Here is a 17,076-nt window from a genome sequence, read left to right on the forward strand (position 1 = left end):
TCGGCGCTATTCTGCGACCACCGACATCAGCGCGTCCAGCGTCGCCGTCGCATCGGACCACTCGGCATAGGCGCGTTCGAGGTCAGCTTGTAGCTTCTCGTACTCCGCGCCGAGACGAGCCACTGCATCCACATCCTGGTCGATGCTGGCGCGTGTCAGCGCGTCGGACGCCTCGTTAAGTCGCTCCTCCAGCCGCCCGACCTCACGTTCGGTGGCCTTCAGGCGCTTTTGCGCGTCCCGTAACGCACGCTCATTCTGGCGGTTGGCGCGGAGCGACGACGTGGACGGCGGAGTTGGTGTCACAACCGGCTCCTCGCGCTGTGCTTCGCGCAATGGCGCAGCTGGCGGCGCGACGCTCGACGTTGTCGCGACCCGCGCCTCACGGTGCCGTAGCATGTCGGAGTAGTTGCCGAGATAGGTGGCGATGTCGCCGTCCTCGATATTCCAGATGCGATTGGCGATACGGTCGATGAAGTAGCGGTCGTGCGAGACAAACAGCATCGTGCCGTCGTAGCCATCCAGTACCTCTTCGAGCGCCTCGCGCGCGCCGATGTCGAGGTGGTTTGTCGGCTCGTCCAGGATCAGGAAGTTGGCCCGCTCCAGGGTTAGTCGACAGAGCGCCAGGCGACTGCGCTCTCCACCGGAGAGCGCCGAGACCGGCTTGAAGACATCATCGCCGGTGAAGAGGAAGCGACCAAGCAACGTGCGCGCGGCCTCCTCGCCCAGCGGCTTGTCGTATAGCAGCGTCTCCAGCACTGTCCGCGTGGGGTCGAGCCCTTCGTGTCCCTGAGCGTAGTAGGCGACGCGGACGTTCGTACCCAGCTCGATCCGACCAGCGAGCGTTGGCAGCTCGCCGATGAGCGTGCGCAGCGTCGTTGTCTTGCCGGATCCATTCGGGCCGAGCAGCGCCACGCGATCACCACGTTCTATTTGCAGCTCTCTGGTCGTCTGCACCATCACGTCCGGCTCGGTCTCGCCCATCTCTGGCCGCGGCAGGTAGCCGACGGTGATCGGCTTGACGGTCATGACCGTTCGACCGGGACGCAGCTCGGCGCGCATGCGCAGCGTCAGCTTCTCGTGCTCCTGCGGGCGCTCCAGACGTTCGAGCCGCGCCAGCCGCGTCTCGCGGCCTCGTGCTTCCTTGGAGCGCTGTCCAGCCTTGTACTTGCGGATGAACTCCTCGGTGCGGGCGATGAACTCCTGCTGCTCTTCGTACTCTTTCAGACGGCGAACCATCCGCTCCTCACGGAGTTTCAGGTAGCGGTTGTAGCCACCCGGATAGTCCTCAAGATTGCCGAACGCCAGATCGAGCGTGCGAGTCGTGACGCGGTCAAGGAAGTAGCGATCGTGCGAGACGACGACGAACGCGCGATTCCACGAGCGCAGGAATTCCTCGAGCCACTCGATTGCCTGCAGGTCGAGATGGTTCGTCGGCTCGTCGAGCATCAGGAGATCCGGGTCAGACAACAGCGCCTTCGCCAGCGCGACGCGCGTCTTCTGACCTCCGGAGAGCTGCCGCACCGGATCGCCGAACATGTCCTCGGCGAAGCCGAGGCCGGCTAGCACAGCGGCGGTGCGGTGTTCCATCTCGTAGCCGCCATGGGTCTCGAACTCGGTTGAGAGCTTGCTGTATTCGTCAAACAGGCTCTCCAGCTCGGCACCGTCTGTGCTGGACATCTCACGCTCGATCTCGGCCATGCGATCCGCGATTGCGCGGACATGCGCAAATGCTTCGAGCGCTTCCTCGTAGAGTGACCTGTCGGCGGAAAATGACGCTTCCTGCGCCTGATAGGCCACGTGCAAGCCGGTCTGGAACGTCAGTTCGCCGGTCGACGGTTCATCGAGACCGGCGATGATCTTAAGTAACGTCGACTTGCCGGCCCCGTTGGTGCCGACGAGTGCGACGTGCTCGCGCTCATTGATCTGAAAGGTGATGCCGGAAAAGATCTCTTCGGTGCCGAAGGTCCTGCCAATATCCTGGACGGTAAGAATTGTGCTGGCTGCCATGCTGCGCGAGCCTCCTCAGTGCCTGCTGGTGCTAGTGATGGTAGTCATAATGTTCGGGAGTGGGGCGATCTGTTCGACCCGTCGGGGAGTGGCGCGGTATTGAGCCACAACCAAGATCAGAACTACTGTTCTAATCCATCGACGGACAGGCCGAAAAGCCCCGCAAGCAGGTGCATCTGAGGAGCAACTCTGTCATGGAACCGCGGTACGTCAAAACTGTGACCTACCCTGCCAATGCCTGAAGCGTCGTCCCGGATATATCACTCCGGACTGAAAGTGTACGACATCTAGCGGGCATACCCGTCATCCAACGCCGACTGACAGAAAGAGAAAACACCCCGTCCCAATGGGACGGGGTGTTGCTGCGTCGTGCGAGAAGCGATCAGCCGACTTCGCGGAACTCGCCCTCGACGGTGGTGTCGTCATCGTCGCCGGACGGCGAGTCCTCGGCGGCACCGTCAGTCGCTTCCGGCTGCTCGGCGGCCTCGGCCTGCTCGTACATGGATGCGCCAGCCTGCGAAAGCGTCTGGTTCATCTCGTCGTACGCCGTGCGCAGACGCTCGATGTTCTCCGGATCGTTGGCCAGAATGTCGCGCACGTTGGCGACCTTCTGCTCCAGGTCGAGCTTGACATCGCTCGGGACCTTGTCGCCGTAATCGGAGAGCGTTCGCTCGGCCTGGTAGACCATCGCCTCAGCCTGATTGCGGAACTCGATGGCCTCGCGGCGCTCGCGGTCTTCGCTCGCGTGCGACTCGGCCTCCTTGACCATGCGGTCAATCTCATCCTTGTTCAGGCCGCTCGATGCGGTAATGGTCACCTTCTGCTCACGCGAGGTCGCCTGGTCCTTGGCCGACACGTTCAGGATACCGTTGGCGTCGATGTCGAAGGTCACTTCGATCTTCGGGATGCCGCGCGGCGCAGGCGGAATGCCGTCCAGAATGAAGCGCGCCAGCGTCTTGTTGTCGTGCGCCATCGGGCGTTCGCCCTGGGTGACGTGAATCTCGACCTGCCCCTGGCTGTCCGAAGCCGTGGTGAAGATCTGGCTCTTGCGGGTCGGGATCGTCGTGTTGCGCTCAATCAGCGCGGTGGCCACGCCACCGAGCGTCTCGATCGAGAGCGTCAGCGGCGTCACGTCCAGAAGCAGGATGTCCTTGACCTCGCCGCCGAGGACGCCGGCCTGGATCGCCGCGCCAATGGCAACGACCTCGTCCGGGTTGATGCCCTTGTGTGGCTCTTTGCCAAAGAAGTCCGTGACCGCCTTCTGGACGGCCGGCATGCGCGTCTGGCCACCGACCAGCAGGATCTCGTCGACATCGGACTTGCTCAGCCCGGCGTCCTTGAGTGCTGCATCCATCGGGCCAACGCTGCGCTTGATCAGGTCTTCGACAAGCTGCTCGAGCTTCGAACGCGACAGCGTCACGTTCAGGTGCTTCGGGCCGCTGGCATCCGCCGTGATGAACGGCAGGTTGATGTCGGTCTGCTGCGTCGAGGACAGCTCGATCTTGGCCTTCTCGGCGGCTTCCTTGAGGCGCTGCAGAGCCATGCGGTCGCTGCGGAGGTCGATGCCCTCCTGCTTCTTGAACTCGTCCGCCAGCCAGTCGATGATGCGCTGGTCGAAGTCGTCGCCACCGAGGTGGGTGTCGCCATTCGTCGCCAGGACCTGGAAGACGCCCTCGGACAGATCAAGAATCGAAATATCGTACGTGCCACCACCGAGGTCGTAGACGGCGATCTTCTCGTCGCCCTTCTTCTCCAGACCGTACGCAAGGGCCGACGCCGTCGGCTCGTTGATGATGCGCAGGACCTCAAGACCGGCGATCTGACCGGCGTCCTTGGTTGCCTGGCGCTGGCTGTCGTCGAAGTAGGCTGGGACGGTGATGACCGCCTTGTCGACCGTCTCGCCGAGATACGCCTCGGCGTCCGCCTTCAGCTTCTGCAGCACCATCGCCGAGATCTCGGCTGAGCGGTACCAGCGGTCGCCCATCTTGATCTCGATGCTGTCATTGTCGCCCTTGCGTACTTCGTAGGGGACGAGTTTGAGATCGCGCTGGACCTCCGGCTCATCGAAGCGGCGGCCGACGAAGCGCTTCACCGAAAAGATCGTGTTGCGCGGGTTCGTCACGGCCTGGCGCTTGGCGAAGCGGCCAACGAGGCGCTCACCACTAGCGGAGAGCGCGACGACGGACGGCGTCAGCCGCTCACCCTCTGCGTTCGTAATGACCGTCGGCTCGCCACCTTCGATGACGGCGACGACGGAGTTGGTTGTCCCGAGATCAATCCCGATCGTTCTTCCCATTCCGAGAGTCCTCCTCAAAATCTGCCCTGGCCCAGATCGGCGCGGACCGGGGTACTGCTATGCCTGTGGCGTCTCATCCGCTGCGTTGGGTTGAGCGCCGACCTTGACCATGGCTGGTCGAATAACCGTGTCGTTTACCAGATATCCGCGCTGGAATTCCTCCACGACCGTGTCTGCGTTCGTGACGCCTTCTTCAATCATCACGGCGTCATGACGGCTGGGGTCGAACGGCTGGCCGAGGCTTTCCATCGGCTTGACCCCTTCACCCGATAGCAGGTTCCAGAGCTTGCGCTCCACCAGCCGGAATCCCTCAAACCAGGCGTCGGCGGCAATGGCCTCAGGTGCTGAGGTGAGTGCCCGCTCAAAGTCGTCGGCAATCGGCAGGAGCTTGCGAATGATCTCCTCAGTTGCGCGATGGCGGGCCATCTCGCGCTCCTGCTCGACCCTGCGCCGATAGTTGGCGAACTCGGCTCGCGAGCGCTGCAGTGTGTCCAGTAGCTCGGCTGATTCAGCGCGTAGCTGGTCCAGCTCCGACACTGCGTCGTTGCCGGTGGTGGCGAATTCGCCGTCTTCAGCTGGGTCTCCGCCTCCGGTGCGTTCCAGATCTTCAATCACATCGTTCCTCCACACCTGATCGTCAGGCATCGTGCGTCGTATACAAATCACGCATGAGATCGCTCATCAATCGGGCCATATAGCGCACCGACGAGATCGACCGTTCGTACGGCATCCGTCGCGGACCGAGAATGCCCAGCAGGCCGGTGACCTCCTGGTCGACTCCATAGGTCGCGACAACCACGCCGAACGGCCAGAGATCCTCCGACCGGTTCTCCTCGCCGATGAACACCTGGATGTCGTCGCCATCCGACAATTGCGGCAGCAGCTCCGACAGCAGGGCACCGCCGCGCAGCAGATCGAACAGCTGCTGCGACGACTCCGACCCGGCGAATTCTGGTTGCTGCAGTGCATGTTCGAGACCGTGATAGTGCAGCTCGGTCGTGCTGGTCTGGGTCGTTTCCAGTGTTGAGATGACATGCTCGGCGACGATCCGATCCAGCCCTGCGAGCCCGTTCACCTTGCTGCGCGCCTCATCCGATGTCAGATTCGCCAGCAGCAGGTTCAATCGATCGGCGCAGGCAGACAGCGTTGGCTGGCTGATCTCGTCGGAGACATGCAGGACGCCTTGTCGGACGGTACTTTCTTGCGTCACCAGAATGAGCAGGATCGAGCGGTCGTTCAGCGACAACAGCTCGAAATGCCGCAGGCGCGAAACGCTCGGCTTTGGCGACGTTACGAGCGAGACGTTCTGTGCAAACCCGGCCAGTACGCTGGCAGCGAGCTGCAGCCAACTTTCCAGTTGCGTCTCGACCTGCCGGAACTGGTGGCGGATCATGATCTGTTCGCTCGGCGGCAGGGCCGACTCGACGGCGTAGTTTTCGACGTAGAAGCGATAACCGCGATCGGTCGGCACACGACCAGCAGAGATGTGCTGCTGATGGATGTAGCCCATACGCTCCAGCGAGACCATCTCGTTGCGCACCGTTGCCGACGAGATGCGCAGTGGATAGCGGTCTATCAATGTATGTGAACCTACGGCGCGGCTACCCTGAACGTACTCCTTGACGATGAGCCGCAGGATTTCGCGTTGTCGTAGCGTCAGTTCGTCGTCCGATGCCATACCATTCTCACAGACTTAGCACTCATCGTTGTTGAGTGCTAACGACTGAAAAGGATAGCAGTTGATACGGGTAGAGTCAAGGTTGAAGGACGGGGTTCGAAGGGACTAATCGTGGTTGGCGCGGGCTGCTCCGGCGGCTGTCTGGCTGAGCTCGCGGCGCACGTCGAAGACGCCACGGATGGCCTCGACACGCTGGAGAAGGTGGCTGAGCTGCTTGACGCCCGAGACCTCGATCGTCATCAGGACGGTGACCGTGCGGTCAGGATGCACGTCGGTCAGCACCGAGAGCAAATTGACGCTTTCGTCAGCAACGAGCCCGGTGATATCACGCAACAGTGCGACGCGATCCCACGCCTCGATCCGGATCGCCACTGGATAGGAACGAGTCGCCTGCTCACCCCAACTGACATGCACCTTGCGCCCGTCCTCATCGACGTTACGCATGTTGCTGCAGTCGGCACGATGGACGGTGATGCCGCGTCCGCGTGTGACGTAGCCAACGATGTCGTCGCCATAAACCGGCTTGCAGCAGTTTGCGAGGCGCGTGTAGAGGTCGCCAACGCCCATTACCTGTAAGGTCGACGGTCCAGTGATTGATGAATGCGTCGGCGGCGGCGTGAGCACTTCCGGCTCGCGCGACTCAACCAGGCGCGTGGCGATCTGCTGCGGCGTCACGCCGCCGTAGCCGACTGCCGCCAGAAAGTCGTCGAGACGCTGGTAGGAGTGGAACTGACGGGCGATGTCATCGAGCTTCATCTCGATGCCAAGGCGGCGCAGCTCACGCTCAAGGACGTCGCGTCCCTGCGCGATGTTCTCGTCGCGCTCCTGACGACGGAACCACTGACGGATCTTCTCGCGGGCACCGGCGGTCTTACGACGAAGCCGTTGGATGGCATCAGCCAGTCGCGGCTGGGGCCGACCTTCGTCTTGCTGGTCATGATCCGAACAACCTGGCCGTTCTGGAGCTTGTAGTCCAGCGTCACCAGCTTGTCATTGACTTTCGCGCCAACGCATTGATGGCCGACCTCAGTGTGAATGCGGTAGGCGAAGTCGATCGGCGTCGCCTCGGCCGGCAACTCGACGATGTCACCGCGCGGCGTGAAGACGTAGATCATCTCGCGGAAGACGTCGGACTTCAGCGACTCAACGAACTCCTGCGCATCGACGACTTCCTCGCGCCAGTCCATGAGCTGGCGCAACCAGGTGATCTTAGCGTCGAGCGACGGATCGACCTTGCCGCCTTCTTTGTAACGCCAGTGAGCAGCGATGCCGTATTCCGCGACGTGGTGCATCTCGGTCGTGCGGATCTGAATCTCAATCGAGTGGCCTTCCGGCCCGAACACGGCGGTATGAATCGACTGGTACATGCTCTCCTTAGGAGTCGCGATGTAGTCATCGAACTCGCCGGGGATCGGTCGCCAAAGGGAGTGGATCACGCCGAGCGCGGCGTAGCAGTCCTGCTTCTCGGGCACGATGATGCGCAGCGCAAGGACGTCATAGATCTCGTCGAACCGCGCCTCTTTGCGCTGCATCTTGCGCCAGATCGAGTAGATGTGCTTTTCGCGCCCCGTGATTTCAGCTTTGATGCCGAGCGGGTCGAGCGCTTCCTGGAGCTGTTCGCGGACGCGTTCGATATAGGTCTCGCCGTCCGTGCCACGTCGCTCCAGCGCGCGAACGACACCGAAATATTGCTGCGGATCGAGGTAGCGGAAGGACAGATCTTCTAGCTCGGACTTGATCTGCCAGATACCGAGTCGATTTGCCAGTGGCGCGTAGATCTCCATAGTCTGCTGTGCGATGCGCTGCTGGGATGCGGGCTTCAGGTGGTACAGCGTACGCATGTTGTGCAGTCGGTCGGCCAGCTTGATCAGCACGACGCGGACGTCGTCGGCCATCGCCAGGAACATCTTGCGCAGGCTCTCTGCCTGACGCGCTGATTCGCGTGTCGCGCGGTCGTCGTCCGTCCCTTCGCCAGACCACGGGATCTGGCTCAGCTTGGTCACGCCTTCGACCAGGGCTGCGATCCGCTCACCGAACTCGTTCTCGATGTCCTTGATCTCGGTGTCGGTATCCTCGACCACGTCGTGCAGCAGCGCGGCGGAGAGCGTCTCGGGATCGAGCTGCATCTCCGCCAGGATCATCGCGACTGCCACGGGGTGAATGATGTATGGCTCGCCTGACTTCCGAACGATGCCGTCGTGGGCATTGTTGGAAAAATGGTAGGCGCGCTCGACGACCTCAGTATCCATATCTGGCATGCGCCGATGGATCACCGCCAGGAGCGTCTCGAGATCCGGCTGCTCTTCGTATTGCGTTTTGTCTGCTGCAGGAATAGCCATATTCACCGCCGTCGATTCGACTCGTCCCGGCGCCGTTCGGCAATACTCCGATTGGTCGTCTGGATGCAGTTGTCGTGCAGCCTAATTGTGCCAAATGGCGCAAGATCTCGACGATGCGCTCGGGCAGCGCACGAGAGATGCCATCGGATTGGTGTTGCAATGCGCGCGTCCGTTGCCCTTTCCGGCAGGGAACGTTATCCTGACCGTGACAGCGCTTGTCATATAGTAAGCGCGTAACACAAATTCGCTTGGACAACCTTCCACGCATAGCGGCGCTCTGCCAACATCGTCCCAGGTAGCCTGCCGCACGTGGCGGAAAGGAGTGGGATATGGCGAAGCGGATGCGTTATACCCGATTGACCCAGCCACTGATTCGCGAGAACGGCGAGTTCCGGCCGGCGAGCTGGGACGAGGCGCTGGAACGCGCGGCGACCGGCTTCCGGCGCGCCATCGAGCAGCGCGGTCCCGACACATTCGGGATGTTCTCGTGCTCGAAAGCAACCAACGAGGTCAACTATCTCGCTCAGAAGTTCGCCCGGCAGGTGATCGGCACCAACAACATCGACTCCTGTAACCGCACTTGACACGCTCCAAGCGTCGTCGGTCTGACGGCAGTATTTGGAGCGGGCGGTGGCACAAGTTCGTACGAAGAGGCCGAGCACACTGACCTCATCATTCTCTGGGGATCGAATGCGCGCGAAACGCATCCGATCTACTTTCACCATGTCCTGCGCGGCATCCGCAACGGAGCCCGCCTCTATGTGGTCGATCCACGCCGCACCGTCTCGGCGCAATGGGCGGACACGTGGCTCGGGCTGGATGTCGGCTCGGACGTTGCGTTGGCGAACGCCATCGGTCGCGAGATCATCGCAGCCGGCCTGCACAACGTGGCGTTCATCGAACGCGCGACGACCGGATTTGATGAATACCGCGAGTCGGTCGAGCCATACACACTGGAGTATGCCGAGAAGATCACTGGCGTTCCGGCGGCGGCGATCCGCGAGCTGGCTCACACCTATGCACGGGTCGACCGGGCGCAACTGTGCTGGACGCTCGGCATCACCGAGCATCACAACGCGGTTGACAACGTGTTTGCGTTGATCGATCTGGCGCTGCTGACCGGCCACATCGGCCGCTACGGGGCCGGACTCGTGCCGCTGCGCGGTCAGAACAACGTCCAGGGCGGCGGCGATATGGGAGCGATCCCGAACAAGCTGCCCGGTGGATACGACGTTGAGAACGACGCCGAGCGCGAGCCGTTCGAGCGCATGTATGGACATCCAATCCCGCCGGTCAAGGGCAAGCACCTGTCCGAGATGCTTGACGCTATGGAGCACGGCGAGATGACGACGCTCTATGTCGTCGGCGAGAACCCGGCGCAATCAGAGGCGGATCAACTGCGGACAGTCCGACTGCTGGAGGGTCTCGATCATCTGGTCGTTCAGGACATGTTCATGACCAAGACGGCGCAGCTCGCTGATGTGGTTCTGCCGGCCAGCGCTTCGTGGTGCGAATCCGAGGGGACAGTGACCAGCTCTGAGCGGCGCGTCCAGCTCGTTCGGAAGGCGCTCGACCCTCCCGGCAACGCGCGCGATGACAGCGACATCATGATGGATATCGCTCGCCGCCTCGGCCAGGAATGGTCGTATGAGTCGGCCGAAGATGTCTGGGACGAGCTTCGCGAGCTCTCAGAATGGCATCGTGGCATGAGCTACGAGCGGCTTGAGGCGCTTGACGGCCTGCAGTGGCCCTGCCCGAGCGAGGACCATCCGGGCAGTCCGTTCTTGCACGATCGACTTTGGACCGATCCGCTGCTCGGCCCACCTGCGCCGTTCCACGCCGTTCATCATTCGCCACCGCTGGATGAGCTGACGGACGAGTTCCCGCTGCGGCTCACGACTGGGCGGCGGCTGGATGGCTTCAACACCGGCGTGCAGACCGGCGGGTTCCGCTCGCCGCTGCGCAGTGGCGAGACGATCGACATTCACCCCGATGAAGCAGCAATGCATGGCGTGGAAGACGGTGAGGTCATTCTCGTAGTTTCACGGCGCGGCGCTATCCATGCAGCAGTGAAGCTGGATCCGACGTTGCGTCCCGGCCTTGCCTTTATGTCGTTCCACTATCAGGACTCAACGGCGACGAACGTTCTAACGATTGATGCGACCGACCCGAAATCCGGGACGGCCGAATTCAAGGCGGCTGCGATCCGGATCGAAAAGCTCCCAACCGGAGAGGTACCGGAGCTGGTCGGAGCAGCCGTGGGAGTACGGGAGCACTGAGTGGATCTCCATCTGATTCCCGGAGCCGCCCCGAACGATGCCGAACGTGAGGTCATCGACGGGCTGCTCGGGACGCCCGAAACTACCTGGCACGGCGCAGAAACGCGCACGTCGAACGAAGGTCATGTCGGCCACGGGGGCCACGAGCTCCGCGGCCGCAGACACGAGCTGCTGCCTGCGCTGCAAGCACTGCAGATGCGGGTTGGCTATATCAGCCCCGGCGGCCTGAACTACGTTTGTCAGCGGCTCGGAGTGCCACCAGCTGACGCGTGGGGCGTTGCCAGCTTCTACGCGCTGCTCTCAACCGAGCCACATCCGCCGATCGTCGCGCACGTCTGTGATGACATCGCCTGCCGGATGCGCGGCGGACTGCAGATCTGCGAGGCGCTGGAGCAACGACTCGGCCCTGCCGGGACACCGGCATTCGACGGGGCTGTCACCTGGCACCGCAGCCCGTGCCTCGGCCACTGCGACTGCGCGCCGGCTGTCCTGATGCATCACGCGGGCGAGTCGCCGGTCGAAGTCACGCTGGCACCAGCCAGCATCCCGTCGACGCTGGCGGCGCTCATGGACGGCCCAGCCGGGGCGACTCCGCAGCGCAGCGGCGGTGACGCAGTGCCGCAATCTGCCGATCCCGAAGGCAATGGCCTCCGGCTGCTCCGGCGGATCGGCAATGTCGATCCAACCAGCATCGACGAGTACCGCGCAACTGGTGGATACGAGGCGCTGCGACGAGCGATTACGCTCGGGCCGGAGGGCGTCATTCGAGAGATCAACGACGCGCGCCTGACCGGGCGCGGCGGTGCTGCCTTCCCAACCGGGCGCAAGTGGAATGACGTCGCACGCGCACCGGCGCGACCGCACTACCTCATCTGCAACGCCGACGAGTCTGAGCCGGGCACGTTCAAAGATCGCGTCATCCTGGAAGAGGACCCGTTTGCGCTCATCGAGGCGATGACGATCGGTGGATACACCACCGGATCCGAGACCGGCTTCATCTACTTGCGCTTCGAATACCCGCTAGCGCTTGAGCGGCTGCAGCATGCGATCGACACTGCTCGGCAACGCGGTCTGCTCGGCGACAACATCATGGGTGCCGGGTTCTCGTTTGACATCACCATCCGGCGCGGTGCAGGTGCCTACATCTGTGGCGAAGAGACGGCGCTGTTCAACTCGATCGAAGGTCTGCGAGGCGAGCCGCGCAACAAGCCGCCATTCCCGACACAGGTCGGCCTGTTCCTGAAGCCAACGGTCGTAAACAACGTCGAGACGTTCGTGAACGTCCTCGAAATCATGCGCATTGGCGGGCCTGCCTACGCCGAAGTCGGCACGCAGGGTTCGACCGGCACGCGCCTGTTCTGTGTCTCGGGATGTGTACAGCGACCGGGAACCTATGAGTATCCGTACGGTATGACGCTGCGTGAAATCATCGAGCGCGCCGGCGGCGTCCCTGCTGGTCGGACGCTCACGGCGGTACTGCTCGGCGGGGCAGCCAGCACCTTCCTGACGCCGGACGAGCTCGACATGCCGATGACGTTCGAGGACACACGCGCTGCCGGCGCTTCGCTCGGCTCTGGCGTGGTGATGGTGTTCGACGATTCGGTTGACCTGACCGACACGGTCCTGCGCATCGCTGCGTTCTTCCGCGACGAATCGTGCGGACAGTGCGTGCCATGCCGCGTCGGCACTGTCCGCCAGCAGGAGGCGCTGCTGCGGCTGGCGTCCGGCAATACGCTCGGCACAATTCAGGATGAGCATCAGCGGCTGGCCGATCTGGCGCTCGTGATGCGCGACGCATCGATCTGTGGTCTCGGACAGACGGCGGCCAACGCGGTTCAATCTGCCGTGCAAAAGCTTCCGGTGTTTCAGAACGGAAGAGCCTCATGAGTACGATGATCACATTCGCGCAGCTTGCGCGTCGCACTGTTACGCTCCAAATCGACGGACAGGAAGTCACGGTACCCGAAGGCACGACGATCCTCGACGCGTCAAAGCGCGTGGGCATCGAGACGCCAACACTGTGCTATCTGGAGACGCTGACGCCGGTGAACGTCTGCCGCGTCTGCGTGGTAGAGGTCGAGGGCTCACGCGCTCTCGTGCCAGCCTGTGCTCGCGCTGTTGAGCCGGGAATGGTCGTTCACACCGACAGCGAGCGCGTTCGCCATAGCCGCAAGCTGGTAATGGAGTTGCTCGGGTCTTCAGTCGATATGGAGTATGCGTCCGACGAGGTACAGGGCTACTTCGGCACGTACGAGGCTGAGCCGGAACGCTTCGGCCCGCCTGCACCACCGGAAGTCCTGGGCTCCCGCGACGCGGCCAAAGCCGGTCACCACGTCGAGACGCCGAACGGTTATGCCGCAACGGTGGATCAACCAGTCAAGAACGACAACGCACTCTACATCCGCGACTACTCGCGCTGCATCCTGTGCTACAAGTGCGTCGAGGCGTGTGGTGAAGATGCCCAGAATACGTTTGCGATCACAGCGGCTGGGCGCGGATTCGAGACGCGCATCTCGACCGAGTTCGATCTGCCACTCGGCGATTCGGCCTGCGTCTTCTGCGGCAACTGCATTGGCGTCTGCCCGACCGGCGCGTTGATGTTCACGACCGAGTACGAGATGCGCCAAAACGGCACCTGGCACGAAGAAGAGCAGACGGTCACCGATACAATCTGCCCATACTGCGGTGTCGGTTGCACTCTCTCGCTCCACGTTCAGGATAATCAGATCGTAAAGGTCACCTCGCCGCTCGACCACGACGTCACTTCAGGACATCTTTGTATCAAGGGTCGATTCGGCTGGCAGTTCGTCCAGAACCGCGCTGAGTCGCCCCCACAGGATGGGGACCGCTCCGATGCCGCCGGTGACTGAACAGGACACTCATCTTCCCGCGCAGGTAACGCGCATCGGCGCTGACGGCCGGACGGTCAACACTGACACTGTCGCGGTCGAAGAACCGATGGAGATCAGAATCGTGCAATCGGTCGAAGGCGTCACCAGCCGTCGGCCGATTGCCATTACGATGCGCACGCCCGGCGACGACTTCGAGCTTGCCATCGGCTTTCTGTTCGGCGAGGGCCTGATTGCCAGCCGCGAGGACTTCGTCGATGTCTCTTACTGTCTCGACGATGACGTGCAGGAGGAGCAATATCTCAACGTCGTCTCGGTCACGCTCCGAACCGGGCTGGACATCGAACTCTCGCGCGTCGAACGTAACTTCTACACAACTTCCAGTTGTGGTGTGTGCGGCAAGGCGTCGCTTGAGGCTTTGGAGATGCAGGCGTGCACGCCGCTGACGGACGGGCTCGTTGTCGATCCAACGATCATCCAGCAGTTGCCGGAGCGGCTTCGCTCTGCACAGTCTGTCTTTCAGAAAACGGGCGGACTCCACGGCGCGGGCCTCTTCGACGCGAACGGCAAGCTGCTCGATTTGTGCGAAGACGTTGGTCGGCACAACGCGCTCGACAAGCTGATCGGGAAACAGGTAATCGCCGGGCAGGCACGGCAGGACGATCGCATCCTGCTGCTCAGCGGACGTGCCAGCTTCGAGCTGCTGCAGAAGGCGCTGATGGCGCGCATCCCGATCGTTGCAGCAGTCGGTGCTCCATCGAGCCTGGCCGTCTCGCTCGCGGCGAACTTCAATATCACCCTCTGCGGCTTTGTGCGCGCCGACGGATTCAATGTCTACAGCGCGCCGGAGCGTTTGTCCCGCGGCTAGATTCAGGACGTACAGACCACACCTGCAGCGCCGACGGATCATGCGCCGCTCGGCGCAGCCGCTATGCGACGCCAGCGGAAAGTCGGGCTATCATATGCGCGATCAACTGATAGCAACCGGCGGAGGTTCTTTTCATGACTCAGCCCCAGGTCGATCGACTCCTCCATCCTGACGAGGCGCGCAAGATCGTCATCAGCCACGTTGAGGCACTTGAGCCGGAGTTTGTGCCGCTCGATCAGGCAGGCGATCGGTTTCTGGTTGACGACTTCGTCGCTGATGTGAGCCTCCCGCCATTTCCTGCTGCGACGATGGACGGCTACGCCGTCGTCCACGACGATCCGTCGAAACTGCGCGACGTGCTCGGCTCTGGCTTTGCCGGCGATGCGGCGACCGTGAAAGTCACCCCGGGCACGGCGGCCAAGATTATGACCGGCGCGCCGGTGCCGGAAGGTGCAGACGCAGTCGTGCAGGTGGAAAACACGGAGCAGGTCGACGGTCAGGTTGCGATTCACCAAGCGAGCGTTTCGGCCGGTTCCAACATCCGGCAAATCGGCGCTGACCTACGTGAAGGCGACCTGTTGATCGCGGCGGGTTCCCGACTCGGGCCGCCGGAGATCGGTCTGCTCGCCTCACTCGGACAGGCAAGTGTCCGTGTTGGCCGCCGCCCCCGCGTGGTGATCTATTCGACCGGAAATGAGCTTGTTGACCCGAGTGAGATGCCGGGTCCCGGCCAGATCCGCGACTCCAACCGGTTCTCGCTGGAGCTTGCGGCGCGTCGTGCCGGGGCCGAGATCGTTCGCGTCGGCCACATCGCCGACGAGGAGGACGACGTTCGCGCGGCACTCACTAACGCGCTGGCCGAAGCGGACATCGTGATGACGAGCGGTGGCGTCTCGATGGGCGACAAGGATCTGATCAAGCTCATCCTCGGAGAGATGACCGAGGTGCACTTCCGCCGCCTGTTCATGAAGCCCGGCAAGCCGATGACGTTCGCGACAACGACGGACGACAGCGGCAACAAGAAGCTGCTGTTCGGTCTGCCCGGAAATCCCGTCTCCTGCCTTGTTTGCTTCCATCTGTTCGTCCGACCTGCAATCCAGATCATGCAATCAACTGCGCCCGACAGCTTCCCGACCGTGCAGGTCACGCTGGACCACGACATCGAGCCGTCCGACCGCATCGAGTATCAACGCGCCGTCGTCAGCGTTGCGCGAAACGGCACGCTGCAGGTGCGCACAACTGGCTCGCAGATGTCGGCGCGGCTGATGTCATTCGTCGGCTCGAATGCGTTCCTGATCGTGCATCCGAACGACGACTACTACCCGGCTGGATCGACGCTCGACGCCGTACTGATCGAGCCACCCGGACCTGCCGCTTTATGACAACAACGCGGCGGACGATAGCCCTCTGCGTCCTGATACTGATTGCAATTCTGGCCGGTGCGAACCTCGTGGTCGCGTCTGGGCGATTTAATTCGGCCTACCAGGCGTACGACCAACTCGGGCTGACGCTCACGAGGTTCGACTATGTCAGCCCGGATGATCCGATCCAGACCGAGTTCGTCATCTCGAATCCGACCGATGAGCAGGTCACCGTGCTCGTCGTCGAGTTGCGGGTGCAGATTGGCGTGCACGACACCGGCGGCGGGGAGTTTCGCGAGGTAGCAACGTTGCGACGTGGCGAATCCTACACAGTCACAGTGCCGCTGCGGATCAATGACAAGGAGTACGTGCGGCGCGCGAAGACGCCGTTGGACTGGCGCGTATCCGGACGCGTTCAGGTGCAACTGAATCCGGCGATCGATCCGGTCTGGATTCCGTTCGTCGTTCGATACCTGCCCGAATGAGAGATACGGTGCGGCTGATCTTCATCATCGTAGTGGCCAGCGTGGCGAACGCCGGCATTGTTGCCAGCACGACGACTGACCTGCGCGATCTGACGCTGGTGCGCGTGAGCGACATCTGGCTGCTTCCGGCGCTCATCATCGTGGGGACGCTGCTCTCGCTGGCGATAGGCGATCTCGGGCGTAGCGCGCTCGCGCTCGTCGCGGCCTCGGTGCTGGGCTCGATGCTCTTCGCGCTGGCGGTCGCAAGTCCGGGCTTCTCGATTTCCGCGATTCGGGTTACGCTGATCGACCGAGCGACCAATTACGGGCTGCTCGCCTTATTGATGTGCCTCCTGTTTGGATTCGCTGGTCTGGTGCTGTCCTGGCTCATTGAAGCAGCACTCGGCGGCCAGCGCTGGGACGAATGACACTGAGGGAGTGAGATGGCAACGACGCAGAAAACAATGACCGTCGCACCGGCCGATCTGTTTCGCATCCGCACGGTCAGCGAGCCGCAGGCATCGCCGGACGGCAGCCTGATCGCGTACACCGTCGGTCGTGCAGACGAAGACGAGAACCGCTACTACGCCGCAATCTGGCTGGCACCCACCGATGGTAGCGACGCGCGTCGATTGACCAACGGCAACCATCGCGATGGGATGGTGCGCTGGTCGCCAGACGGGAAGACCATCGCGTTCACATCCGACCGCAACCCTGACGACAAGGGCAAGGGTCAGATCTGGCTCGTGCCGGTGTCTGGTGGTGAGCCAACACGGTTGACATCGCTGGACCGACCGGTTGAAGACTTCGCCTGGTCGCCTTCCGGGAGCCAGATCGTGCTGGTCTCGAAGGTACGCGACGGCGCAGCACCGCAGGACACGGACATCCGCGTCATCAAAACGATCCGTTTCCGTTTTGATGGTGAGGGCTTCCTC

The 17,076-nt window shown here is 62.5% G+C and carries 14 protein-coding genes; 8 read left to right on the forward strand and 6 right to left on the reverse strand.

Features of this window, described 5'->3' with window-relative positions:
* Window positions 1–6: 6 nt before the first annotated feature.
* The 6 genes from M9890_03775 to M9890_03800 form a co-directional block, all read right to left on the reverse strand.
* Window positions 7–2,007, reverse strand: coding sequence for an ATP-binding cassette domain-containing protein (locus M9890_03775; protein ID MCO5176079.1), 2,001 nt, complete (start codon window positions 2,005–2,007; stop codon window positions 7–9).
* A gap of 382 nt (window positions 2,008–2,389) precedes the next feature.
* Window positions 2,390–4,303, reverse strand: a complete 1,914-nt coding sequence (dnaK, locus tag M9890_03780; protein ID MCO5176080.1) for a molecular chaperone DnaK — start codon at window positions 4,301–4,303, stop codon at window positions 2,390–2,392.
* A gap of 57 nt (window positions 4,304–4,360) precedes the next feature.
* Entirely contained in the window at window positions 4,361–4,918 is a 558-nt protein-coding gene (locus tag M9890_03785; GenBank protein MCO5176081.1) for a nucleotide exchange factor GrpE, read from the reverse strand.
* A 22-nt stretch (window positions 4,919–4,940) separates the two neighbouring features.
* On the reverse strand, window positions 4,941–5,981 hold the full coding sequence (gene hrcA / locus M9890_03790; protein ID MCO5176082.1) for a heat-inducible transcriptional repressor HrcA: 1,041 nt from the start codon (window positions 5,979–5,981) through the stop codon (window positions 4,941–4,943).
* A gap of 105 nt (window positions 5,982–6,086) precedes the next feature.
* Window positions 6,087–6,791, reverse strand: a complete 705-nt coding sequence (locus tag M9890_03795) for a hypothetical protein (GenBank protein ID MCO5176083.1) — start codon at window positions 6,789–6,791, stop codon at window positions 6,087–6,089.
* A complete protein-coding gene (locus tag M9890_03800) occupies window positions 6,734–8,320 on the reverse strand; it encodes a bifunctional (p)ppGpp synthetase/guanosine-3',5'-bis(diphosphate) 3'-pyrophosphohydrolase (GenBank protein MCO5176084.1) in 1,587 nt (528 codons plus the stop codon). The genes M9890_03795 and M9890_03800 overlap by 58 nt, the downstream gene beginning before the upstream one ends.
* A gap of 329 nt (window positions 8,321–8,649) precedes the next feature.
* On the opposite strand from M9890_03800, the gene M9890_03805 reads away from it, so the two are divergent.
* From M9890_03805 to M9890_03840, 8 genes are all read left to right on the forward strand, one after another.
* Window positions 8,650–10,599, forward strand: coding sequence for a molybdopterin-dependent oxidoreductase (locus tag M9890_03805; protein ID MCO5176085.1), 1,950 nt, complete (start codon window positions 8,650–8,652; stop codon window positions 10,597–10,599).
* Entirely contained in the window at window positions 10,600–12,486 is a 1,887-nt protein-coding gene (locus tag M9890_03810; protein ID MCO5176086.1) for an NAD(P)H-dependent oxidoreductase subunit E, read from the forward strand. It begins immediately after the preceding gene.
* Window positions 12,483–13,469 (forward strand): 2Fe-2S iron-sulfur cluster-binding protein, encoded by a 987-nt coding sequence (locus M9890_03815; protein ID MCO5176087.1) that lies wholly within the window; start codon window positions 12,483–12,485, stop codon window positions 13,467–13,469. The genes M9890_03810 and M9890_03815 overlap by 4 nt, the downstream gene beginning before the upstream one ends.
* Complete coding sequence (gene fdhD / locus M9890_03820) at window positions 13,453–14,316, forward strand: formate dehydrogenase accessory sulfurtransferase FdhD (GenBank protein ID MCO5176088.1); 864 nt, start codon at window positions 13,453–13,455, stop codon at window positions 14,314–14,316. Before M9890_03815 ends, fdhD begins: the two co-directional genes overlap by 17 nt.
* Before the next feature lie 134 nt (window positions 14,317–14,450).
* A complete protein-coding gene (locus tag M9890_03825; GenBank protein MCO5176089.1) occupies window positions 14,451–15,698 on the forward strand; it encodes a molybdopterin molybdotransferase MoeA in 1,248 nt (415 codons plus the stop codon).
* Window positions 15,695–16,162 carry a hypothetical protein gene (locus M9890_03830; GenBank protein MCO5176090.1) on the forward strand — a complete coding sequence of 156 codons (468 nt, stop codon included), beginning with the start codon at window positions 15,695–15,697 and terminating at the stop codon, window positions 16,160–16,162. Before M9890_03825 ends, M9890_03830 begins: the two co-directional genes overlap by 4 nt.
* Window positions 16,163–16,170: 8 nt before the next feature.
* Entirely contained in the window at window positions 16,171–16,569 is a 399-nt protein-coding gene (locus M9890_03835) for a hypothetical protein (protein ID MCO5176091.1), read from the forward strand.
* A 15-nt stretch (window positions 16,570–16,584) separates the two neighbouring features.
* On the forward strand, window positions 16,585–17,076 hold a 492-nt coding region (locus M9890_03840), incomplete at its 3' end, for a hypothetical protein (GenBank protein ID MCO5176092.1).

The organism is Thermomicrobiales bacterium (assembly GCA_023954495.1).
In the GTDB taxonomy this organism is placed as follows: Bacteria; Chloroflexota; Chloroflexia; order Thermomicrobiales; family CFX8; genus JAMLIA01.